24 protein-coding genes are annotated in these 20474 nt (G+C 73.0%); 10 read left to right on the forward strand and 14 right to left on the reverse strand.

Annotated features, from left to right (window positions below):
- Positions 1–62: 62 nt before the first annotated feature.
- The 8 genes from NOD94_RS22620 to NOD94_RS22655 form a co-directional block, all read right to left on the reverse strand.
- Positions 63–2162, reverse strand: a complete 2100-nt coding sequence (locus NOD94_RS22620) for a xanthine dehydrogenase family protein molybdopterin-binding subunit (RefSeq protein ID WP_281207874.1) — start codon at positions 2160–2162, stop codon at positions 63–65.
- Positions 2163–2236: 74 nt separating this feature from the next.
- Complete coding sequence (locus tag NOD94_RS22625; RefSeq protein ID WP_281207875.1) at positions 2237–3262, reverse strand: xanthine dehydrogenase family protein subunit M; 1026 nt, start codon at positions 3260–3262, stop codon at positions 2237–2239.
- Positions 3259–3825, reverse strand: coding sequence for a 2Fe-2S iron-sulfur cluster-binding protein (locus NOD94_RS22630; protein WP_281207895.1), 567 nt, complete (start codon positions 3823–3825; stop codon positions 3259–3261). Before NOD94_RS22630 ends, NOD94_RS22625 begins: the two co-directional genes overlap by 4 nt.
- Before the next feature lie 218 nt (positions 3826–4043).
- Positions 4044–4331, reverse strand: a complete 288-nt coding sequence (locus tag NOD94_RS22635; RefSeq protein ID WP_281207876.1) for a hypothetical protein — start codon at positions 4329–4331, stop codon at positions 4044–4046.
- 43 nt (positions 4332–4374) lie between these two features.
- Positions 4375–5865 carry a glucose-6-phosphate dehydrogenase gene (gene zwf, locus NOD94_RS22640; RefSeq protein ID WP_281207877.1) on the reverse strand — a complete coding sequence of 497 codons (1491 nt, stop codon included), beginning with the start codon at positions 5863–5865 and terminating at the stop codon, positions 4375–4377.
- Between the two features lie 228 nt (positions 5866–6093).
- The gene (locus NOD94_RS22645; protein WP_281207878.1) at positions 6094–6453 is read right to left on the reverse strand and encodes a hypothetical protein; all 360 of its coding nucleotides are present in this window, start codon (positions 6451–6453) and stop codon (positions 6094–6096) included.
- Between the two features lie 126 nt (positions 6454–6579).
- The gene (locus tag NOD94_RS22650) at positions 6580–7119 is read right to left on the reverse strand and encodes a DoxX family protein (protein ID WP_281207879.1); all 540 of its coding nucleotides are present in this window, start codon (positions 7117–7119) and stop codon (positions 6580–6582) included.
- A 91-nt stretch (positions 7120–7210) separates the two neighbouring features.
- Positions 7211–8272: a hypothetical protein gene (locus NOD94_RS22655; RefSeq protein WP_281207880.1), complete on the reverse strand. Its 1062-nt coding sequence runs from the start codon at positions 8270–8272 to the stop codon at positions 7211–7213.
- Positions 8273–8347: 75 nt separating this feature from the next.
- On the opposite strand from NOD94_RS22655, the gene NOD94_RS22660 reads away from it, so the two are divergent.
- Complete coding sequence (locus NOD94_RS22660; protein WP_281207881.1) at positions 8348–8836, forward strand: isochorismatase family protein; 489 nt, start codon at positions 8348–8350, stop codon at positions 8834–8836.
- Here the strand turns inward: NOD94_RS22660 and NOD94_RS22665 are convergent.
- On the reverse strand, positions 8827–10104 hold the full coding sequence (locus NOD94_RS22665; RefSeq protein ID WP_281207882.1) for an MFS transporter: 1278 nt from the start codon (positions 10102–10104) through the stop codon (positions 8827–8829). The genes NOD94_RS22660 and NOD94_RS22665 overlap by 10 nt on opposite strands.
- A gap of 124 nt (positions 10105–10228) precedes the next feature.
- Between NOD94_RS22665 and NOD94_RS22670 the strand changes: the two genes are divergently transcribed.
- Positions 10229–11164: a LysR family transcriptional regulator gene (locus tag NOD94_RS22670; RefSeq protein ID WP_281207883.1), complete on the forward strand. Its 936-nt coding sequence runs from the start codon at positions 10229–10231 to the stop codon at positions 11162–11164.
- A gap of 66 nt (positions 11165–11230) precedes the next feature.
- On the opposite strand, the gene NOD94_RS22675 is transcribed toward NOD94_RS22670, so the two are convergent.
- Entirely contained in the window at positions 11231–11806 is a 576-nt protein-coding gene (locus tag NOD94_RS22675) for a GNAT family N-acetyltransferase (RefSeq protein ID WP_281207884.1), read from the reverse strand.
- A gap of 151 nt (positions 11807–11957) precedes the next feature.
- Here NOD94_RS22675 and NOD94_RS22680 point away from each other — a divergent pair, with 151 nt between their 5' ends.
- The 3 genes from NOD94_RS22680 (at position 11958) to NOD94_RS22690 (ending at position 14353) form a co-directional block, all read left to right on the forward strand.
- A complete protein-coding gene (locus NOD94_RS22680; RefSeq protein ID WP_281207885.1) occupies positions 11958–12944 on the forward strand; it encodes an alpha/beta hydrolase in 987 nt (328 codons plus the stop codon).
- Between the two features lie 196 nt (positions 12945–13140).
- A complete protein-coding gene (locus NOD94_RS22685) occupies positions 13141–13413 on the forward strand; it encodes a hypothetical protein (RefSeq protein ID WP_281207886.1) in 273 nt (90 codons plus the stop codon).
- Positions 13414–13612: 199 nt separating this feature from the next.
- Positions 13613–14353, forward strand: a complete 741-nt coding sequence (locus NOD94_RS22690; RefSeq protein ID WP_281207887.1) for a class I SAM-dependent methyltransferase — start codon at positions 13613–13615, stop codon at positions 14351–14353.
- A 44-nt stretch (positions 14354–14397) separates the two neighbouring features.
- On the opposite strand, the gene NOD94_RS22695 is transcribed toward NOD94_RS22690, so the two are convergent.
- From NOD94_RS22695 to NOD94_RS22710, 4 genes are all read right to left on the reverse strand, one after another.
- Positions 14398–15558 carry an oxygenase MpaB family protein gene (locus tag NOD94_RS22695; RefSeq protein ID WP_281207888.1) on the reverse strand — a complete coding sequence of 387 codons (1161 nt, stop codon included), beginning with the start codon at positions 15556–15558 and terminating at the stop codon, positions 14398–14400.
- A 100-nt stretch (positions 15559–15658) separates the two neighbouring features.
- Positions 15659–16732 carry a polyprenyl synthetase family protein gene (locus tag NOD94_RS22700; protein WP_281207889.1) on the reverse strand — a complete coding sequence of 358 codons (1074 nt, stop codon included), beginning with the start codon at positions 16730–16732 and terminating at the stop codon, positions 15659–15661.
- Complete coding sequence (locus tag NOD94_RS22705; RefSeq protein WP_281207896.1) at positions 16722–16997, reverse strand: polyprenyl synthetase; 276 nt, start codon at positions 16995–16997, stop codon at positions 16722–16724. The genes NOD94_RS22700 and NOD94_RS22705 overlap by 11 nt, the downstream gene beginning before the upstream one ends.
- 195 nt (positions 16998–17192) lie before the next feature.
- Positions 17193–17678 carry a hypothetical protein gene (locus tag NOD94_RS22710; protein WP_281207890.1) on the reverse strand — a complete coding sequence of 162 codons (486 nt, stop codon included), beginning with the start codon at positions 17676–17678 and terminating at the stop codon, positions 17193–17195.
- Between the two features lie 277 nt (positions 17679–17955).
- Between NOD94_RS22710 and NOD94_RS22715 the strand changes: the two genes are divergently transcribed.
- The 5 genes from NOD94_RS22715 (at position 17956) to NOD94_RS22735 (ending at position 20447) form a co-directional block, all read left to right on the forward strand.
- Complete coding sequence (locus tag NOD94_RS22715) at positions 17956–18195, forward strand: chaplin (RefSeq protein WP_281207891.1); 240 nt, start codon at positions 17956–17958, stop codon at positions 18193–18195.
- Between the two features lie 293 nt (positions 18196–18488).
- Positions 18489–18860: a hypothetical protein gene (locus NOD94_RS22720; protein ID WP_281207892.1), complete on the forward strand. Its 372-nt coding sequence runs from the start codon at positions 18489–18491 to the stop codon at positions 18858–18860.
- 10 nt (positions 18861–18870) lie between these two features.
- The gene (locus NOD94_RS22725) at positions 18871–19563 is read left to right on the forward strand and encodes a nucleotidyl transferase AbiEii/AbiGii toxin family protein (protein WP_281207893.1); all 693 of its coding nucleotides are present in this window, start codon (positions 18871–18873) and stop codon (positions 19561–19563) included.
- A 111-nt stretch (positions 19564–19674) separates the two neighbouring features.
- A complete protein-coding gene (locus NOD94_RS22730) occupies positions 19675–19836 on the forward strand; it encodes a hypothetical protein (protein ID WP_053676175.1) in 162 nt (53 codons plus the stop codon).
- Between the two features lie 257 nt (positions 19837–20093).
- The gene (locus tag NOD94_RS22735; protein ID WP_281207894.1) at positions 20094–20447 is read left to right on the forward strand and encodes a PRC-barrel domain-containing protein; all 354 of its coding nucleotides are present in this window, start codon (positions 20094–20096) and stop codon (positions 20445–20447) included.
- Positions 20448–20474 lie beyond the last annotated feature (27 nt).

A 20474-nucleotide genomic window follows, 5' to 3' on the forward strand; every position in this document is an offset into this window, starting at 1 on the left:
GGGCCGCCCGACGCACCGACGCACCGGCCCACCGCCCCACCGCCCCCTGCCCGTGCCCCCGCTCAGGTGCCGGCGTGCAGCGCGGTCAGTACGCGGTCGGGTGTCAGGGGCAGTTCGCGCAGGCGGTGTCCCGTGGCGTGGGCGAAGGCGTTGCCGAGGGCGGCGGCCGTTCCGACGATGCCGATCTCGCCGATCCCCTTGCTGCCCATCGGGTTGAGGTGCTTGTCGTGTTCGTCGATCCAGTGCGCCTCGATGTCCGGCACGTCCGCGTGTACGGGCACGTGGTAGGCGGCCAGGTCGCTCTCGACGAAGTCGCCGAACGCCGCGTCCACGGTGCTGTGTTCCGTGAGCGCCATCCCGATCCCCATGATCATCGCCCCCTTGAACTGTGAGCGCGCGGTCCGCGGGTTGAGGATGTGGCCGGCGGCGAAGACGCCGAGCAGGCGCCCGACGCGTACCTCTCCGGTCACCGTGTCCACCCGCACCTCGGCGAAGTGCGCGCCGAAGGCGTGCCGGGCGTAGGGGGACTTCTGCTTGGCCGATTGCGTGGTGTCCGCCGACGCGGACAGACCCTCGGCCGGCAGCGGCCCGTGGTGGCGTTCCAGGCGCGCGCCCAATGCGACGCAGGCGTCGTGGACGGCCCATCCCCAGGACCCCGTACCGGAGGAGCCGCCGGCGAGCGACGCGGCGGGCAGGCCGGTGTGTCCGATGGCGACGGACACGCTGTCGACGGGAACCCGCAGGGCGTCGGCCGCCACCTGTGCCAGGACGGTACGCGCCCCGGTACCGATGTCCGTCGCGTTGATCTCGACGAGGTAGCCGCCGTCGGGGCGGGCGTGCGCGCGGGCGGTGGAAGGGGCGATCAGCACGGGATACGTGGCGGCGGCCACTCCGGTACCGACGAGGTACGGGCCCTCGCGGAGCGGGGTGCGACGGCCCGCCCAGCCGAACCGTTCGGCACCCTCGCGCAGGCACTCCACGAGGTGGCGGCTGCTGAAGGGGCGGCCGCTGTCGGGTTCGGTCGGGGGTTCGTTGCGCACCCGCAGCTCGATCGGGTCCATGCCGAGGGCGTCCGCGAGTTCGTCCATCGCCGATTCCAGCGCGTACATGCCGGGGGCCTCCCCGGGCGCGCGCATCCACGACGGTGTCGGCACGTCCAGCGCGACGGCGCGGTGCGTGGTCCGCACGTCCGGTACGGCGTACATGACGCGGGCGGGCACGGCGGCCTGTTCGACGAACTCCCGGACGCGGGAGGTGTGCGTGGTGATCTCGTGGGTGAGGGCGGTGAGGGTCCCGTCGGCGTCGGCGCCCAACCGGATCCGGTGCAGGGTGGGCGCGCGGTGTCCCACCGTCGCGGGCAGGTGGGCGCGGGGGAGCGACAGTTTGACGGGCCGGTCGTAGTGGCGCGCGGCCATCGCGGCCAGGACCACGTGGGGCCGCGGGGTCCCCTTGGAACCGAAGCCGCCGCCCACGTGCTCGGAGACGACGGTCACCTCGTCCTCGGCGAGCTCGAACAGGGAGACCAGCGCGGCGCGGACGGCGCCCGCCCCCTGGCTGGAGTCGTGCACGGTCAGGTGGTGCCCGTCGGAGTCCCACACGGCGGTGGCGGCGTGCGGCTCCATGGGGTGGTTGTGCAGCGGCGCCACCGCGTAGGCGCAGTCGACCCGTACGGCGGCGGCGGACAGCGCCGAGTCCGGGTCGCCCTGCTCCCGGTGGGCGGGATGGCCGCCGTTGGCCTCCTGCGGGGTGTAGGCGTCGGGGTGGTCGACGCCGAGGACGACGTCGTGCGGCTCGCTCGCGTAGTCGACCCGCACCCGCGACGCGGCGCCCCGCGCGGCCTCCAGGCTGTCCGCGACGACGAGGGCCACGTACCAGCCGCGATGGGGGACTCGGGTGTCCTGCAGCAGTTGCAGCGTGGGATCGTCGGAGGGGCCCAGGCGCGGTGCGTCGAACGGCGTCAGCACACCGATGACGCCGGGCAGCGCGGCGGCCGCCGTGGCGTCGACGGCGGTGACGTGCCCGCGGGCGACCGTCGCGGGGACCGGCCAGGCGTAGGCGCAGCCGGGCGGGGTGTGCTCGGCGGCGTAGCGGGCGGCTCCGGTGACCTTTTCGCGCCCCTCCCGCCGGGGCGTGGGGCTGCCGAGGGCGTTGGTGGAGCGCATGACGGCTTCCTCTCTGATCGGTGCGGACACGGCCATGTCGGCCTCGTCGGCCTCGTGGTACTCCCCGCGGTGGCCTACGCGGTGGGCCGCTCCGCGGGCGGCGGTCCGCCGGCCGCGCGGACGAGGCGGGCGAGCGCGTCGCGGGCGAGGCCGCGCGCCAGCTCGACCTTGAACGCGTTGTCGCGCAGCGGCCGGGCCTGAGACAGCTCGGCGTCCACGGCCCGGAGTACGGCCTCCTCGGTGGGCCGGGCGCCCGCCAGCAGCTCCTCGGCGCGAGTGGCGCGCCAGGGCCGGTGGGCGAGCCCGCCGAACGCGAGGGCGAGCCGCCGCACGCGTCCGTCGTCGGCGAGGTCCAGTACCGCGGCGACCGAGGCGAGGGCGAAGGCGTACGAAGCCCGGTCGCGGGCCTTGCGGTAGAGCGACACCGCGCCGGGGCCCGCCGGGGGAAGCACCACGGCGGTGACGATCTCCCCGGGGCGGATGACGGTGTCCTGCTCGGGGTGGTCCCCGGGCAACCGGTGGAACGCGGTCGCGGCGACGCTCCGGGTACCCTCCGCGCCCCCGTACAGCTCGATCCCCGCGTCCAGCGCGGCGAGGGCCACGGCCATGTCGGAGGGGTGCGTGGCGACGCAGTGCTCGGAGTGGCCGAGCACGGCGAGGTCGCGGTGGACGCCGTCGCGGGCGCCGCAGCCGGTGCCGGGCTCGCGCTTGTTGCACGGCTTGGACACGTCCTGGAAGTACGGGCAGCGGGTGCGCTGGAGCAGGTTCCCGCCGGTGGTGGCCACGTTGCGCAGCTGCCCGGACGCACCCGCGAGCAGGGCCTGGGACAGCGCCGGGTACCGGGACCGTACGAGGGGGTGCGCGGCCAGGTCGCTGTTGGGCACGCCGGCTCCGATGCGCAGGCCCCCCTCCGGCAGCTCCTCGATCCCGCGCAGCGGCAGCCGGGTGATGTCGATGAGGGTGGTCGGCGCCTCGACCCCGTGTTTCATCAGGTCGACGAGGTTGGTGCCGCCCCCGAGGTAGCGGGCGCCCGGGTGACCGGCGTGCGCGTCCACGGCCTCCCGCAGGCTGGTGGCCCGTACGTAGGCGAAGGGCTTCACGCGATCACGTCCGGGGCGCCGGTGGCCGCCGGAGCGGGCCGGGCGCCGGCGTCGGCACCCTCCTCGGCCGCGGCGACGGCGGCCACCGCTTCGACGATCCCGTTGTAGGCGCCGCAGCGGCAGAGGTTCCCGCTGAGCCGCTCGCGGATCTCCTCGGCGGACAGCGCGACGGGGCCCGGCGGCCGCGCCGCGCCCGTGACGTGGGAGGGATGTCCGGCGGCGGCCTCCGCGAGGACACCGACGGCGGAGCACAGCTGGCCGGGCGTGCAGTAGCCGCACTGGTAGGCGTCGTGCGCGAGGAACGCCTCCTGGAGCGGGTGCGGTGTTCCGTCGGCGTCGGCGAGCCCCTCGACGGTGGTGACCTCGGAGCCGTCCTGCGCCACGGCCAACAGCAGGCAGCTGTTCGCGCGCCGGCCGTCCACGAGGACGGTGCAGGCGCCGCACTGGCCGTGGTCGCAGCCCTTTTTGGTACCCGTCAGATCCAGCGATTCGCGCAGGGCGTCGAGGAGGGTGACGCGGTGGTCCAGATCTAGCACGCGGTCCGTGCCGTTGACCCGCAGCACGACGCGCGAGCGCCCTCCGCCGCCCTCCGGGGCGCCGGACGGTCGGGCACCCGGATCGAGTCCGGTGTCGCGCTCGGCGTCGTGTCCGGCGTCGGTGCGGTGCAGGGGAGGGGTTCCGCTCGCAGCCACGGCTGTCCTTCATGTCCGGTACGGGTGGGTATGACTGTCGACTGCCCAGCCTCGGGCATCCCACGCGCTCCGGCGTCCTGGGCGCGCCGTCACGCGTCCGTCGGCCGACCGGCGGTCCGCCTCGCGGGCGATGCCGCCGGAGCGCCACGAGCCGCCTTGCGCAGCCGGGACAGGGAGAGGGCGGTCAACCCCAGCAAGCCGCTGAACAGGGCGAGGAACAGCAGGAGCATCCACATGTGGCGACTTCCGGGACGGTGCCACCCCTCCCAGCCGGCGCCGGCCGCCCACAGGACGAACCCGCAGGCGTACGCGGCGCGGATGCGGCGCAACTGTCGGACGGCACGCGGGGCGAAGGCGGCGGGCGTCAGCAGGTCCATGGCCACCGACTACCCAGGCCGGGCCGACGGAACCCGCGGACGCCTACGATTCGCGGGGCCGCCGGTCCGGCAGGTGCCACCGGTACGGCGCGACGAGGGCGTCGATGCTGTCGGGCCCCCAGCTCCCGGGCGCGTACGGCTCCACCGGCGGCGGGGCGTCGAGCAGCGGGGTCGCCACCTCCCAGAGCCGTTCGACGCCGTCGGACCGGGTGAAGAGGGCCTGGTTGCCGCGCATAGCCTCCAGGAGGAGGTGCTCGTACCCCTCCAGGGAGTTCTCGGCGGCGAAGGAGGTGCGGTACGCGAAGACCATGTCGCCCTCCGCCAGCCGCATCGACGGACCCGGCTCCTTGACCAGGAACCGGGCGGTGAGGGAGCCGGGATCGGCGAAGTCGATGACGATCTCGTTGCCCCGGCCGTCCGCCGCCTCACGCGCGTCCATCGGGAACATCCGCAGCACCGGCTCGCGCAGCCCGAGCGTGACCACGTGCCGGCCTTCCGCCAGGGCCTTGCCCGAACGCAGGTGGAACGGCACCCCCGCCCACCGCCAGTTGTCGATCTCGACGCGCAGCGCCACGAACGTCTCGGTGTCCGACGCCGGATCGACGCCGGGCTCGCCCCGGTAGCCGGTGTACTGGCCGCGAACGACCCCGGCGGGGTCCAGCGTCCTCATGCTGTGGAAGACCTTGACCTGCTCATCGCGGAGCGCGTCGCCCTCCATGGTGACCGGGGGCTCCATGGCGACGAACCCCAGCAACTGGAACAGGTGCGTGACGACCATGTCGCGGAAGGTTCCGGTGCCCTCGAAGAAATGGGCGCGACCCTGGATGTCGATGTGCTCCGGCACGTCGATCTGTACGTGACTGATGTGCTCGCGGTTCCACAGCGGCTCGAAGAGGCCGTTGGCGAACCGCAGCGCCAGGATGTTGTCGACGGCCTCCTTCCCGAGGAAGTGGTCGATGCGGAAGACGCGGGACTCGTCGAAGACGGCGTGGATGGTCGCGTTGAGCGCGCGGGCGGACGCCAGGTCCGTACCGAAGGGCTTCTCGACGATGACCCGGGCGTCCCGGGCGAGACCCGTGGCGCCGATCAGGTCGATGACCGAGGCGAAGGCGACGGGCGGCACGGCCAGGTGGAAGAGCCTGCGGGGGCTGCCCCCGACGGCTGCCTCGGCCTCACGGACCGCCGTCACCAGCGGTTCCGCCGCTCCGGTGTCGGCCGCGCCGAAGGACAGGCCGGCCGCGAACGCCTCCCAGGCCGGGCCCTCGGGCCGCGAGCGGCCGAATTCCGCCACGGCCTGCCGCGCGTGCTCCCGGAACTCCTCGTCGGTGAGGGCCTCGGCCGCCGGCGCGCTGCCGACGATCCGGTAGCGGCCCGGCATCAGCCCCGCCCGGGCCAGGTGGAACAGCCCCGGCAGCAGCTTGCGCCGGGCCAGGTCGCCCGTCGCGCCGAACAGGACGATGACGTGGTCCGCCGGGAGCGGCTCGGGCCCGGCGGAGGCGGTGGGGGAGGGAGCGGGCGGGGCGGGCTGGACCATGGGGCATCCTCACTCGTCCGACGGCACGGGCCGACGCCGTGCCTGTGCACCGCTCCGGCGCGGCCGTACGTCCTCAAGGCCCCACTGTGCGCGCCGCAGGACGATCCGGCACCCCGGGGCCGTCGACTCGGGTGGCGGCCCCGGTGATCACGGGAACGCGGACCGGCCCGAGCAGGGGACCGGACGGACGACCGGGGGGCGAGGCGGCGCGATCAAGGGAGTGAACCCTCAGCTGCCTTCCGCCCGGCGCCGCAGGTCCAGCATGGCGAGGAGCGAGGCCAGGTCGTCGGGGCCCGTGGTGCGGGCCTCGACCGCCTCGTGGGCCCGCTCGCGACGATCCCCGGGCCCGGGGGATTCCAGGCACCGCTCCAGGCCGCCGGCATCCGGCCCGGGCGCCTCGCCCCCGCCGGAGCCGCGACGGTGCTCGGCCGCCGTCGCGCACACGGCCGCGGTCCCCGCGGCGCGGCGGCGCCGGGCGTTCCGGGCGGCGGCGCTCAGGGTCTCCGTCAGACGACCCGGTCCGAGCGGGGCCGGCCGGAGCAGCGAGGCGACGGACATGTTGCGGGCGGTGCGACGGGCGTCTGCCACGGGGTGCTCCTTGTCGGTCCGGCCGGGTCCTGACCGGCGGCGGGGCCGGGACCCGGATGTCGTGCGGTGCGTGCGGTGCGTGCGGTGCGTACGGTCTGCGGCGGAAGACGGCCGGCCCGTCCCGGCTCAGCGGGATCCGGGCAGGGAGGCCACGATCGCCCTGGCACGGTCGACCGTACTCGCCGCGGCCGCCTCGGCGGGCCGGCGTACGGCCCGCACCGGGTGCCGGTGGTCGAGCGCGTGCAGGGAGCGGTAGGCGAGCGAGGGCTTGCCGTGGGTGTCCGCGGCGGCGATCAGGAGCCCACCCATGGTCGCGAGGTCGGTCAGGAAGTGGGCGCGCCGGCGTGCCCGCTCGTGCGGATCCCGCTCCTTCCAGAACGCGTGCGTGGCGAGGGAGGTCGGCACCAGCGAGGCGGCGAGCGTGAGCGCGGCCACGCGCGGGGCGCGGCCCGTCGCGAACAGCAGACCCGCTGCCGTCTGGACCGCACCGGCGACCCGCACGAACCGGACCGGATCCCCGGCCAAGGACGGGACGTGCTTCCCGATCTCCCGGGCGACGGGTTGGGCGACTTCCGCGACGGCCTCGGGGCGGCGCAGGGTGCGCAGCCCACCGGCGATGAACGGAGCGGCGAGCAGCGGGCGGGCGAGCTTTCGAAGGACGGCCATGTCCCGCTGGTGCCCAGCCGCGGCCCGTCCATCCGACCCGACCGGCCCGACCCGCGCCGCGCTGCGGGCCGGGGCCGGGCCGCGCGTGCGGTCAGCCGGTCGGCAGGCCCAGGCCGTAGTACGTGACGTGGTAACCGTCCACGTAGTCGGCCTCCCCACCGATGATCAGGTCGGTCGGCTCCACCACCCCCACCGCCCTGGCCGTCTCCACCAGCATCTTCGCGAGCGCGTGGCCCTTCGGTTCGCCGGGGCCGCCCGCGTCCACGCGCCACACCCGGGCGTCGTCCCCCCAGATCGAAGCCGTGTCGGGGTGCTCGGCCACGGTGCCCCAGCCGAGCGCCGCCGGATCGACGCCGTCCGGGGCGAAGCAGCCGATGGCCAGCCGGTCGCCGTCGCACGCCACGTCGAACAGGATGGGCGAACCGGAGCCGGTACGCCCGTAGAACGGCATCCCGATGGTGATGCCGAGGGCGTGGACCTCGGCGGGCAGCGCCCCCAGGAAGTCGCCCAACGAACTGCTGACGGTCTCCCAACTCCGGGCCGTCCAGCCGCCGGGAAAGCCGAGGCCGGCGTTGGCGGGGTCACGAGTGCTGCCGAAGAACCCGCTGATGGAGTGCTCCTCGCCGACGCCCTGGCGCCAGAACCAGTTCTCCGCCGGGTCGGTGGGCCGCAGGACGAGTTCGGGACCCGACTTCCCGGCCCGCAGTTCCAGCGTGTTCGGCCTGCCGCGCCAGCGCGTGAAGGGCGCGCCCCAGAGCGGCCCGCTGTCGTAGAAGGGGCCCATCTCGCCGTGCGAACCCATGACGGACGGCTTGCCCAGCGCCGCGACCAGTTCCTCCCTGGCGGCGCGGAACGCGGCGGCCTGCGCCGCGGCGTCGCTCGCGACGGTCGCCAGCGGGACCGCCAGCTCCACGTACGACTCGTTGTCGACGTAGCGTTCCTCGTACGTGCCGACCGGCCGCAGACGGGCGTTGCCCGACGCGAGGCCGGTGACCAGGACGGGCTGGTCCGACGTACCGCCCCAGGCCCATCCGAGCCGCTCCGCCAGGGCCTTCACCCCGTCCGGCGTCCAGCCGCCGGCGTCCGCCGCGACGAGTTCCCGCGCGAGATCCGCGACGGATCGTTCTTCGATGCTTCCCCGTTGTGCGTTCACCCGCCCATCCTGCCGCACCCCGGACCGACCGATTCCGGGGGCATCGGGTTCCCGGTCCGACCTACCATCGTCCGCGTGACCTCCGCGCTGCTCCTCATCGACCTGATGCCCCGCATCATCGCGTTGCCCCTCGCCCCGCACACCGGTGACGAGGTGTTGGCACGCTGCCGCCGGTTGGCGCGGGCGTTCAGGGCGAACGGCCGCCCGGTGGTGCTGGTCCGGGTGGAGCGGCCGAACGTCGGCGAGCAGCCGCCGGGCAGCGGCTTCGCCGACGACCTGGTCCGGCCCGGCGACACCCTGGTCGTCAAGCGCACCGTCGGGGCGTTCCACGGCACCGACCTGCACGAGCGGCTGCGCGACCTGGGCGTGGACACACTGGTGCTCGCCGGACTGGTGACCACGATGGGGGTCGAGTCCACCGCGCGCGCCGCGAGCGACCACGGCTACGAGCTGGAGTTCGTCGCCGACGCGATGTCCGGCTTCGCCGCGGACGAACACCACTTGACGGTGGCACGGACCTTCCCCCGGTTCGGCGAGGTACGTGACACGGCGGCCTACACCTGAGCCTGCGCCGTACTCGGCTCGAGAGGAGGAGCCGCCGCGCGGCGGGGCAGCAGGAACGGGGTCGCCAGCACGAGTACGCCCGCCAGGCCGATGGCCGTGCGCGGGCCGAGCAGGACGCCCAGTACGCCCCAGACGGCAGTCAGGAGCGCGGTCGAGGCCTTGGCCGTCACCGCCCAGGCGGACAGCGTCCGGGCCACCCGGTCGGCCGCGGTGCGCTCCAGCCGGTAGGTGGCCTGGACGGGGTTGAAGACCCCGCAGCAGAGGATGAGCCCGAGTTCGATGCCCATCACCAGCAGCAGCCCCGCCGTCCCCGGGCCCAGGAAGGCCAGGCCGACGGGCCAGATCGCGCGCAGCACACCGGCCACGACCAGGACCCGGTGCCGCCCGAACCGACTGACGAGCGGCGGGGCCAGCCGTGAGCCCAGCAACCCGCCGATCGAGGGCACCGCGAAGGCGAGGCCGTACTGCCACGGCGCGAACCCGAGCGGACCGAGCATCAGGAGGGCCAGCAGCGGGGAAGCGGCCATCACCAGGCCGTTGAACAGGACGGTGTTGAAGAACAGCGGGCGCAGCGTCGGATCGGCGAGGACGTACCGCCAGCCGTCGAGCAGGTCCCCGGCCCGCATGCCCGCGCCCCGCCCGGCCGCGGTCCCGGGGCGCTCGGGAGGCTCGGGACGCTCGGGGCGGGGCTCGCGCCCGCCCATCGCGCGCAGGCCCAGGGCCGAGAGCAGGTAGCTGACCGCGTCGGCCACCACCGTCGCCACCGGACCGAGGAGCCCGATCGCCGCTCCGCCCAGCGGCGGTCCGACGATCGTGGTCGCCCAGGCGGTCGACTCCAACCGGGCGTTGGCGACGAGCAGGTCCTCGGCCGGTAGCAGCGTCTTCAGGTACGCGCCCGAGGCGGCGCGGAACGTGATGTCGGCCGCCGCGACGACGACCGAGACCAGCAGCAACTGAACGAAGCCGAGCACGCCGAGCGCGAACGCGGCGGGGATCGTCAGCAGCGCCGCGCACCGCACCAGGTCCATCGCGATCAGCACCGGCCGCTTGCGGCGGAACTCGACCCACGGGCCGAGCGGAACCGCCACCGCCGCACCCACCGCGGCCCCGACGGAGGCGAGCAGCGCGACCTCCGCAGGTCCGGCGCGCAGCACCTCGATGGCGATCAGCGGGAACGCGCCGAAGGCGAGCCACGTGCCGAGCGCGCTCGACCCGTACGCCGCCCACAACCACCCGAACCGCCGCCCGAGCCGGTGCCCGCTCTTCACGTACGAAGCTCCTCGCCCACAACCGATCCGCGATCGGAACCATCAAAGCGAGCGGGGCGACCAGGGATCAAACAACCGGGAGGGCTTCCACCACAACCAATGGTTGTGACCCTAGGGTGTCCGGATGGACCTCGACACCGTCCGCACGTTCGTCGCCGCCGCCGACGCGGGCCAGTTCCAGGAGGCCGCCGCCGAGCTCGGGGTCACCCAGCAGGCCGTCTCCAAACGCATCGCGGCCCTGGAACGCGCCCTCGGCGTGCGGCTGTTCACCCGCACACCGCGCGGCGCCGAACTCACCATCGACGGCCAGGCCTTCCTGCCCCACGCGCGCGAGCTGCTGCGCGTGGCCGACCGCGCCGTCGCGTCCGTGCGCACCGGCCGCCGGCCGCTGCGCGTCGACGTCATCGCCTCGCGCGTCGCCGGGTCGGGCCTGATGCGCGGATTCCACAGCGCGCACCCCGAGATCGACCTCGACGTGGTGATGCTCTTCGACATCGGGACGGCCGTCGCCGCCCTCCGCTCCGGCGCGATCGACGCCTCCTTCCGCGCCGTCGCCGCGCCCGGCCGGCCCCTGCCCGAGGACATCGAGTCCGTCCGGGTGCTCGACGAGCCGCTCCAACTCCTCACCGGCCCCGGCCACGCGCTGGCCGCGGCCCGGTCGGTGACCATGGCACGGCTCGTCGGGCACCGGATCTGGATGCCGGGCATCGTCCCCGGCACCGAGTGGGCCGCCTACTACGACGACCTCGTCGCCGAGTTCGGCCTCACCATCGAGGCGACCGGCCCCAACTTCGGCTCCGACGCACTCCTCGACACCGTCGCCGACACCCCGGCCCTGGCCACCTTCATGGGCGAGCAGACCCGCCTCGTCTGGCCCGCCGGCCACGGCCTGCGACGCATCCCGGTGACCGACCCGACGCCCGTCTACCCGCACTCTCTCCTGTGGCACAGGGACAACCCCCACCCGGCACTGGCCACCCTCCGCGCCCACCTCGCCACCACCCCGACCGGCCACGACACCCCGGGCACCTGGTCACCGAACTGGGTGCTCCCGCACTGAACACCCGCCGGCCGCCGCGCACGGGCCGCCCCGCACCGGGACCCGCCCCTTCACGGGCGGCGCCGCTCAGGGGCCGGGGGCCACGGGCTTGAACGAGTGCAGGTCGGCCACGCAAAGGGCCTGCTCCGCGTCGTACGCCTCGAAGGTGCCCACGGGCCGGAAGCCGAGGCGGGTGGCGAGCCTGAGCGAACGCTCGTTGGCCGTTTGGGTCACCACCAGGACCGGCTGGTCGGGCAGTTCGTCGGCCGCCGCGCGCAACGCGGCCGCGGTGGCCTCGAACGCCAACCCCGCACCCCAACCGCTGCGCCGGACCAGGTACGACAGCTCCAACTCCTCGCCCTCCTCATTGACGTGTCCGGGGAGGTCTGCGGAGCGGCGGTCGAGCACGAGCGTGCCGATGAGACGGTCGGATTCCTTGTCGGCGATCACGTAGGTTCCGGGCCTGTCGGCAAGCGCGCCGACGCCGTGCGTGCGGAAGTACCGCTCGACGACGCTCCGGGGCCGCGGGCCGCCGAGGTGGGCGCGGACCCGCGGATCGGTCCGGAGCTCGACGAGGCCGCCGATGTCGGCGTCCCGCGCCCTTCGCAACCGGAGACGTTCCGTGGCGATCTCGACGGCGGTCAGCATGGGCAAGGCGTTCATGTGGTCCATGGTCCATCGTCGCGCCCGCCCGCCCGGACGTCCCGGAGGGCGTTTTGCCGAACCGGCAACAACGCTCGCCACGCCCGCACCATCGGAGGCATGATCGGGTAGCGATCTTGGCGCACGGCAGGTCGGACACCCCGGAGGATTCATGTCGCAGCAGGCCACGGAAGTCACCCACCGACTGGTCCCCTCGCCCGCGGGCCGGATCCACGTGGTGGAGCGGGGCGCCGGGCCGCTGGTGCTGCTCGTGCACGGCTTCCCCGAATCCTGGTATTCCTGGCGCCACCAGATGCCGGTCCTGGCCGCGGCCGGGTACCGCGTGGCCGCGATCGACGTCCGCGGCTACGGCCGTTCCTCCAAGCCCGGCGACCGCGAGGCCTACCGGATGCTGGAACTGGTCGAGGACAACGTCGCGGTGGTGCACGCCCTGGGCGAACGGTCCGCGGTGATCATCGGCCACGACTGGGGGTCGGCCATCGCCGCCAACTCCGCCCTGACCAGGCCGGACGTATTCCGGGCGGTGGGGATGCTCAGCGTCCCGTACGCCCCGCGCGGCGGTCCGAGGCCCAGCGAGGTCTTCGCGGGCATGGGCGGGGACGAGGAGTTCTACATCTCCTACTTCCAGGAGCCCGGCCGGGCCGAGGCGGAGATCGAACCCGACGTGCGCGGCTGGCTCGCGGGCTTCTACGCCGCCATGTCCGCCGGCACCCAGCCGGCGCCCGACGCCCCCTCCCCGCACTTCGTCAGCCGGGGGCAGGGCGAAAGGCTGCGCGACCGCTTCCCCTCCGACCGGCTGCCCGCCTGGCTCGGCGAGGACGACCTGGACGTCTACAGCGGGGAGTTCGAGCGGACCGGCATGAGCGGGGGGCTCAACCGCTACCGGAACATGGACCGGGACTGGAAGGACCTCGCCGACTTCGACGGTGCCCCCATCACCCAGCCGTCCCTGTTCATCGGCGGCGACCTGGACGCCTCCACCACGTGGTTGACCGACGCGATCCGCGCCTTCCCCACCACCCTCCCCGGCCTGCTCTCCTCCCGGATCCTCGACGACTGCGGCCACTGGATCCAGCAGGAGCACCCCACCGAGGTCAACCGCCTCCTGACGGACTGGCTCGCCTCCCTGCCCGCCTGAGGCCCCTGCGCTCGTGTGCGGGCGCGGCCGGTCGTACGGTGGAAGTACGACGAGGGGCGTCCCCACAGCACCCTGCGGTGGTGAGCCGCCTCGCCGGGCGGCTCACGGATCACCGTCGAGCGGCCCTTCCCGTGTGCCCGCCCCGAGCCCCCGCCGCGGGCGGGCCGCGTGACGGCTCGGAAAGCAGGTGCGTCCCATGCGCACGTCGACCCGCATCGCAGCCGGTGTCCTCACCGGCCTCACCCTCGGCGGCACGGCCCTCGCCGCTCCCACCGCCGTGGCGGACATCCCCGCCTGCACCCGCACGGCCGCCCAGACGGGAGTCGCCGTCACCGAGGCCGTCACGACCGCGTGCCAACGGGGCGTCAGCAGCGACCTCCAGGGCTGCGTGAACGGGCTGACCGAAGCCGGGGTGCCGGGCGGCGCCGCGAACGGCGCCTGCCGCGTGGCAGCCCACGAACCCCGCTAGGGCCTGTCGTCAAAACTCCCGTCCGCCGCGCGACGTCCGATCAACCCCCGTGCCGCTCATGCGATCCGCACACCAAACAGGCATGCCACATTCGTGTGATCCGCCAGTACGACGTCCCGGGTGACGAGAGCAAGACTTCCGGTCATGGGCATCGGTCCGAAAGAAGGCCGAAGCCGGGGACAACAGGGGGATCAGCACCATGAGCAGTCAGCTGTACGACGAGATCGGCGAGGCGTTCGAGGGCTTCAAGACCCTCCCTCTCGCGCGCTACGGGGAGGTCCCCGGCTTCCTCGCCCTCGTCGGGGACGTGACCGGCAGGTCGATCCTCGACCTTGCCTCGGGGACCGGCTTCTACAGCCGGGAGTTCAAGCGCCGCGGCGCCTCCCACGTCCTGGGCGTGGATATCTCCTCCGCGATGATCGACGCGGCCCGGGCCCTGGAGGACCGCGACCCACTCGGAGTGGACTACGAGGTGGGAGACGTCGCCGAACTGCGCTCCTTCGACCAGCCCTTCGACATCGCGGTCGCGGTCCAACTGTTCAACTACGCCGAGGACGTCGCCACCATCGAGCGGATGTGTCGCAACATCCACCGCAGCGTCGCGGAGGGGGCCGATTTCTTCGCCTTCGGGCAGAACCCGGACTACCGGTTCGACGGGCCGTCCCTGGCCAAGTACGGATTCCTGTGCGAATCCCTCGGTGAGGAAACCGAGATCGGGCCGCGCGTGCGGATCACCGCGCTCCTCGACCCGCCGATCTCCTTCGTCGCGAACCCGCCCAGCCGCGAGGTCTGGGAGAAGAGCCTGGAGGCGGCCGGCTTCAAGGACATCACCTGGGTGCCCCTGGAAATCTCCGCCGCCGGCGTGCGCGAGTACGGCAAGGAGTTCTGGGACGACCTCGACGGCAACGTCCCGCTGACCATGCTGCGCTGCCGCGCCTGACCCCTCCGGCCGCCTCGGCCCCTCGGCCCTCGGCCCCGGGGGCGTTACGGGACCGAGGTGGCCGGGGGACTCCAGCGGTGCGATCGGGGCACCGTGCCGGTGATCCCGTAGTCCTTCTTGAGCTGTTCCGGGATGGCGTAGTGCATGACGCGCCCCCGGGTGAGGGAGGAAAGCTCCAGGACCGTCGTGAGATGGCCGAGTCGGTCCAGGGCCCAGGCGCCGAGCGGGGAGCGGTCCTCGATGGTCTCCAGGATGCCGAGCAGATGGGGCGCGGCCTTGACGACGGTGTCCCACGGGGTGCGCGGCACCCGGAGCCAATCGGCGCAGGTGTCGCCGACGAGATGGCGGATGAGGGCCGAGACGACCGGGTCGAAGAACGTCCCGGGCACGATCTCCTCGTACAGGTCGATGAGCTGCCGGGTCAGCAGCGCGCCCTCCTCGGACGGCCCCATGTGCCGGATCATGTACAGGTCGAGGAAACGGCGTGCGTCGTCGAGGGACTCGGGGACGGCCTCCTGGTCGACGCCGAGCATGGCCCCGACCACGCGCCAGGCGTAGTAGTAGGCCTCCGCGCCCTCCGTGGACATGTGGATGTTCAGCCGGTGCAGGCTGTCCAGCACGAGCAGCGAGAAGAACATCTGCCCGCCGATCATGTCCTCCTGACAGATCGGCGTCCCGAGCGTCGCGGTGTCCCACCGGTTCTCGCGCACGAGGTGGTGGCGGATGGCCGCGTGCAGGAGGCGGACCTTCTGGACGGCCGGGACGAAGCGGCTGCCGGCCTCGAAGGCGTCGGGCTGCATCAGGAGGACGGTGAACTGGCCCGTCTCCGCCATCCGCTTCGAGGGGTACTTCAACCCGTGGGTGGTCGACAGCAGCTTCGCCACGTGCGGAACGAGGTAGCAGGCGGGCATGGAGGCGAAGGAGAGGGCCGTGGAGATGTGCACGTTGTTGTCGATGAAGAAGAGCCTGGCCTTCTCCATCTCGCCCCAGTCCACCCAGGACGGCGGGAAGCTCGTGGCTTCGAGGTACTCCCTGGCGACGTCGGGCAGACCGTCCGGCAGGGGAGACCCGGCGGTGGAGACGTAGCGCATCAGGGTGTTGAACTTGCCCACCTCCCCGCGTTCGAAGAGCGTGGCGACGGTGGCGTCGGCGAGTTGGTCACCGGTCTGCCGCAGGGCGTCCATCGACGCCTCGGTCCGGGTCATGGCGGTGCTCCTTGAAGGCGGAGAAGCGGAGGAGGAGGGGGAAGGCGGAGAAGGCGGGGAAGGCGCTCGGGTCAGGGGGGCCGTGTCCCGGCCGGGTGGGTCAGGACGACCGGACCGACACCGAATGCGCCAGGGCCGTCAGGGCGCCGGCGGCCCGCTCGGGTACGGCCAGCTCGTGGAGGGCGGCGAGGGCTTCCTCGACCCGCGCGGCGATCATGTCCTCGATCCGGTCGGGGGCCTTGAGCCGGCGCATCGTCGAGCGGACCACGTCCAGGTCCTCCCCGTTCAGGTCGGGTCGCCCCAGCAGGGTCCGCAGCAGTTCCCGCGCCTCGTCGTCGGCCAGCCGCCAGGTCTCGGCCAGCAGGGTCGTGGGCCGGTGGCCGTGCACGTCGTCGGCGTTGGCCTTGCCGGTGTGCTCCGGGTCCCCGAACAGGCCGAGCAGGTCGTCCCGCAGTTGGAACGCCTCCCCCAGCGGAAGCCCGTACGCGGAATAGCCCTCGCGCAACCGCGCCCCGGCACCGGCCAGGGCCCCGCCGATGAGCAGGGGGTGCTCGACGGTGTACTTGGCGGTCTTGTACCGGACCACCTTCAGCGCCGTCGCGGTGTCCGGACCGGTCCCGGTACGCAGGATCTCCAGGCACTCGCCGGCGATCAGCTCCCGCGCCATCACCGACCACAGCGGGCGCGCCCGGGCCACGTACGCGGAGGGCAGGCCGCAGGTGGCGAACAGCTGCCCGGCCAGCGACATCAGCAGGTCCCCGACCAGCATCGCCAGTGACCTGGCGGCAGCAACCTCGTCCACGGCGTCGGAGGTCCCCCGTCGACCGCTCACGGCGCGACGCAGGGCGACGTGCGCGGTGGGCCGCCCGTGCCGCAGCGGGCTGTCGTCGATGAGGTCGTCGTGCACGACCGCGGCGGCGTGCACCAGCTCCATGGAAGCCGCCGCCCGCACCAGGGCGTCGCTGTCCGGCTGCCCCACCGCCCGCCAGCCCCAGTAGCAGAACGCCGCCCGCAACCGTTTGCCGTGCGCGACGGAAGCCTCCAACCGCTCGGCCACCGCGGCCAGGCTCGCGTCGATCGCCGCGAACCGGTCCGCCTCCTCGGCGACGACCCGGGTCAGTACCTCGTCGACACGGGCCTTGAAGGCGGCCGGCGCCCACCGGTCATTCGCCATGGTTCCCACGGGCCAGCACGTGCCGGGCGAGGAGTTCCAAGTGGGCCGGGGGTACGGCCGCGTACCGGTCCAGCACCAGGCGGCCGCGCGCCATGAGGTCGTGCTCGGCCTCCGCCGCCAACTCCGCGGCGTCCGAACGGCGCAGCAGTCCGCCCACCGTGCCCATCACCGCGCCCAACGCCGAACCCGCCGTCGTCACAGCCAGATCGGCCAGCCCGGCCACCAGCAGCACCGCCCGGCCTTCCGGCCCCGCGTCCCGCGCCATCACGTTCCCCCGCTCGCCCCGCGCCCCGGCGACGCCGGTCATGCGCCGCCCTTGCGAGCATCGCGTCACGGCGGCCCCGGCCGTGGCGGAACTCGCGATCGGGTGACCCGATCGCTCGACCGTACGGATCTCGGCAGCCGGCGCCTTCGGAGCGGCAGGGCGGTCGAGCCGTTCCGACAGGTTCGAACAGCCTCGTCACCCGGCTCGGGGAGCGGTGGCCGTCCGCCAGATCTGCACCAGGCAGTACTGATCGGCGCCGTCGAATTCCACTTCCCGCACCGGCGGAATCTCCAGCGTCTGCCATGACAGCGGAGACACGAAGGGGCCTTCCTCGCTGTTGAACATCCACTGCCATCGCATTCCGTACGAGCCGGGCGAGGGCAGGATCAGGGGGATGTCCGTCCGCCCGCAGTCGATGGTGGCCAGGCCGAGGTCACACCCTGGAAGTTCCACCTCCACCTCTTCCCGGCCGAACCAATCCCCACCCGGTTCCGGAGGGCGGGTGGACCAGCTCTCCAGCCGCAGGGCCATCCGGACGACCTGGGACGGTACCTGTAGATAGACCATGCCGGGGGCGGGCAGCAGCCAATTCGAATCGCTCGCGTCCGGTGCGCACGGATCCACAGCCGTATCCACCAGACCCAACAACCGATAACTCGGATTGACCACGGTCTCGTACACGTCCAATATCCGGCCCAAAGGAACGTCTCTCTCGTCGCCGGGAAAGCCGCAAGTGGTGGTCGCGACACGAGCATTGAAGCACCCTCGATCCTTTGGTGATCTTTCGGGATCCCGGCCGGCGAAGCGGGACGCGGGCGTCACCCGTGCGGGGGAAGAACCCGGCGACCACCAAGCCGGACCCGTGCGGACGACGAATCGCAGCTGCCGGCCCGGGCGGGCCGGTGCGGCGCGCTCCCCCGGGGGCGGGCCGGTCCCACGTTCGTGAAGGAGAACCCTCATGTCGCGTGTTCTGAAGAGCGCCGGTCTCGTCCTCGCCGCCGGAGCCGTCGTGTTCGGCGGAGCCTCCATGGCCTCCGCGGACGCCGGCGCGCAGGGTGCCGCCATCGGCTCGCCCGGAGTGCTGTCCGGGAACCTGATCCAGGTCCCCATCCACATCCCGATCAACGCCTGCGGCAACTCGGTCAGCGTCATCGGCCTGCTGAACCCGGCCTTCGGCAACACCTGCGTCAACGCCTGATCAAGCTCGCCTGATCAAGCTCGCCTGATCACCCTTGCCGAACCCCCTTTCCGGCCCACCGCGGGCGGCGGGCCGGAAGGCCGGTACGGGAGCGTCGACCAGGACGGGCGCGCCAGCTCCCCGTGCCCGTCGGGACGCCGGGGCAGCCGGCCACCCGGGCGCGTACGGGCCCCACCCACCCCACCCACCCCTCCCGGGGGCAACCCCGGGAGGGGCCCCGGCGGCCCGCCGTCCCGGGGCGGGACGTCACGTCCGCGGTGCCGGGGACGGGTGGGACGCGCGATACTGGCCCCATGGCGCAGCAGCTGTCCTCTCCCGTCCCCCCGGCCAAGGCCGGCGAGGTCCTGCGCACCCGGTACGCCGACCGGCTGCCCGCCTCCCTCGGCGAGCTGACCGGCCCCACCTCCGGCCTCGTCACGCTGCCCCCGCACATCGCCTGGTCGGGGCTGCGCACGTACGACCTGGACCGGCCGCGCCAGCGCATGAGCCTCTACCGCACCGTCCTCGCCGAAGGCCTGCGCGACGACCTGAGGGACCTCCTCGACCAGCACCTGCTGCTCACGCAGTGGCCCGTCCTGCGCACCCTCATCAGCCGCCACGTCCGACAGGTGTGGGAGGACGCCTTCCCGCGCCTCACCACCCGGACGTCGTCCCCGGCCGCGTGAATCCGGCCGCGTGAACCTCACCGCACTCCACCGCCGGCTGCTCGCCGACGTGATCGCAATCGGCAGCCCCTACCCCCTCGTGATCACCGGCGGCTACGCCGTCCAGGCCCACGGCCTCGTCGACCGTCTCAGCCAGGACCTCGACGTCGCCACCGAGAACCCGGCCCCGATGGACGACATCGCCGCCGACCTGGTCCACGAGCTCACCAAGCGCGGCTGGGGCGTCGACGTCATCGGCGTGGACCCGCTGTCCGCCCGCCTGATGGTCACCGACCTCCGGGGCGGTGGCGGTGGGCGCTGCGAGGTCGACGTCCTCAAGGAGAACCTCTGGTTCGCCCCGCAGGACACCGAGTACGGGCCGGTCCTCGCCCTCGACGACGTGATCGGCACCAAGGTCCGAGCCCTGGCCGACCGCGGAGCCGCACGCGACCTCATCGACGTCCACGCCGCACGCCGCCACCACTCCTTCGCGGGCCTGGAACGCCTCGGCGCCCGGCACGGCCGAGACGAGTTCCGCCTCGAGGACCTCCACGCCCGCCTCAACGGCGCCGACTGGTACGACGACGAGGAATTCGCCGCCTACGGCCTCGACGACGACGCCATTACCACGCTCCGCGCCTGGGCCCGTTCCTGGGCCGGCGACATCGAGCCCCGGTTGTCCACCGCCCAGGACGACTCGGACTCGGACTCGCCCTACGCGTAGCCGCGTGCGGGCGCGCCTCTCGGCTTCCCGCCTGCACCGATAAGAAACAAGTAAATTTCCCGCGCATGCTCGGGCGGCCGGCGGACAGAAGGAGCCTCGGAGGTAATAACTATGGTTCCCCTGCTTCTTGTTCTTCTGCTCGCCCTGATCCTTTTCGGTGCCGGTTTCGCGGTGAAGATCCTCTGGTGGGTCGCCATCGCCGTACTGGTGCTGTGGCTGGTCGGGTTCGTCGCCCGCCCGAAGGGCGGCAGTGGCCGCTGGTACCGCTGGTAGCACGGCCCGGTAGTACGGCTCGGTAGTACGGCCGAGGTTTTCGGGTAGCCGCGCCCAGGAGGGGCGGTTGCCGTGACGCATTCGGGAACGGTTGCCTCCAAAGATCGGCGACCGTCCCCGCCGCACATTCGGAACGATCCGTCCTGAGAGTGTCGGACGACATTTCCGGGGCAGGCGAATTCCTGACGGTACTGCACCCCGGGCCTCCAAAAGGGGCCGGGAAAGCAGCCACCGAAATCAATGAAGGGGTTGTTCGTATGACTGAAAACGTATGGGGTTACCGCGACACGTCCGGCCACCTGGCCGGTACGGACCTGACCGGTTACAAGGTCGAGGCCACGGACGGCTCCATCGGCAAGGTCGACAAGCACTCCGACGACGTCGGGTCGGCGTACCTCGTCGTCGACACCGGCCCGTGGATCTTCGGCAAGGAAGTGCTCCTTCCCGCCGGCACGGTCAGCCGTGTCGACCCGGACGAGCAGAAGATCTACGTCGACCGGACCAAGGAGCAGATCAAGGACGCTCCCGAGTTCGACAAGGACAAGCACCTCGGCAACGAGGACTACCACCGCCAGGTGGGCGGCTACTACGGCGGCCCCCACCGCATCTGACGGGGCACCACCCGAGCGTCCGGGGCC

It is taken from the genome of Streptomyces sp. Isolate_45, assembly GCF_024721315.2.
GTDB lineage: Bacteria > Actinomycetota > Actinomycetes > Streptomycetales > Streptomycetaceae > Streptomyces.

Excerpts from the sequence above, each read along its gene's own strand:
- NOD94_RS22620 (WP_281207874.1), bottom strand. The coding sequence starts at position 2,162 with ATGCGCTCCACCAACGCCCTCGGCAGCCCCACGCCCCGGCGGGAGGGG.
- NOD94_RS22690 (WP_281207887.1), top strand. The coding sequence starts at position 13,613 with ATGAGCAGTCAGCTGTACGACGAGATCGGCGAGGCGTTCGAGGGCTTC.
- zwf (WP_281207877.1), bottom strand. The coding sequence starts at position 5,865 with ATGGTCCAGCCCGCCCCGCCCGCTCCCTCCCCCACCGCCTCCGCCGGG.
- NOD94_RS22700 (WP_281207889.1), bottom strand. The coding sequence starts at position 16,732 with ATGGCGAATGACCGGTGGGCGCCGGCCGCCTTCAAGGCCCGTGTCGAC.
- NOD94_RS22715 (WP_281207891.1), top strand. The coding sequence starts at position 17,956 with ATGTCGCGTGTTCTGAAGAGCGCCGGTCTCGTCCTCGCCGCCGGAGCC.
- NOD94_RS22720 (WP_281207892.1), top strand. The coding sequence starts at position 18,489 with ATGGCGCAGCAGCTGTCCTCTCCCGTCCCCCCGGCCAAGGCCGGCGAG.
- NOD94_RS22675 (WP_281207884.1), bottom strand. The coding sequence starts at position 11,806 with ATGAACGCCTTGCCCATGCTGACCGCCGTCGAGATCGCCACGGAACGT.
- NOD94_RS22680 (WP_281207885.1), top strand. The coding sequence starts at position 11,958 with ATGTCGCAGCAGGCCACGGAAGTCACCCACCGACTGGTCCCCTCGCCC.
- NOD94_RS22730 (WP_053676175.1), top strand. The coding sequence starts at position 19,675 with ATGGTTCCCCTGCTTCTTGTTCTTCTGCTCGCCCTGATCCTTTTCGGT.
- NOD94_RS22635 (WP_281207876.1), bottom strand. The coding sequence starts at position 4,331 with ATGGACCTGCTGACGCCCGCCGCCTTCGCCCCGCGTGCCGTCCGACAG.
- NOD94_RS22670 (WP_281207883.1), top strand. The coding sequence starts at position 10,229 with ATGGACCTCGACACCGTCCGCACGTTCGTCGCCGCCGCCGACGCGGGC.
- NOD94_RS22685 (WP_281207886.1), top strand. The coding sequence starts at position 13,141 with ATGCGCACGTCGACCCGCATCGCAGCCGGTGTCCTCACCGGCCTCACC.
- NOD94_RS22735 (WP_281207894.1), top strand. The coding sequence starts at position 20,094 with ATGACTGAAAACGTATGGGGTTACCGCGACACGTCCGGCCACCTGGCC.
- NOD94_RS22650 (WP_281207879.1), bottom strand. The coding sequence starts at position 7,119 with ATGGCCGTCCTTCGAAAGCTCGCCCGCCCGCTGCTCGCCGCTCCGTTC.
- NOD94_RS22695 (WP_281207888.1), bottom strand. The coding sequence starts at position 15,558 with ATGACCCGGACCGAGGCGTCGATGGACGCCCTGCGGCAGACCGGTGAC.
- NOD94_RS22705 (WP_281207896.1), bottom strand. The coding sequence starts at position 16,997 with ATGGCGCGGGACGCGGGGCCGGAAGGCCGGGCGGTGCTGCTGGTGGCC.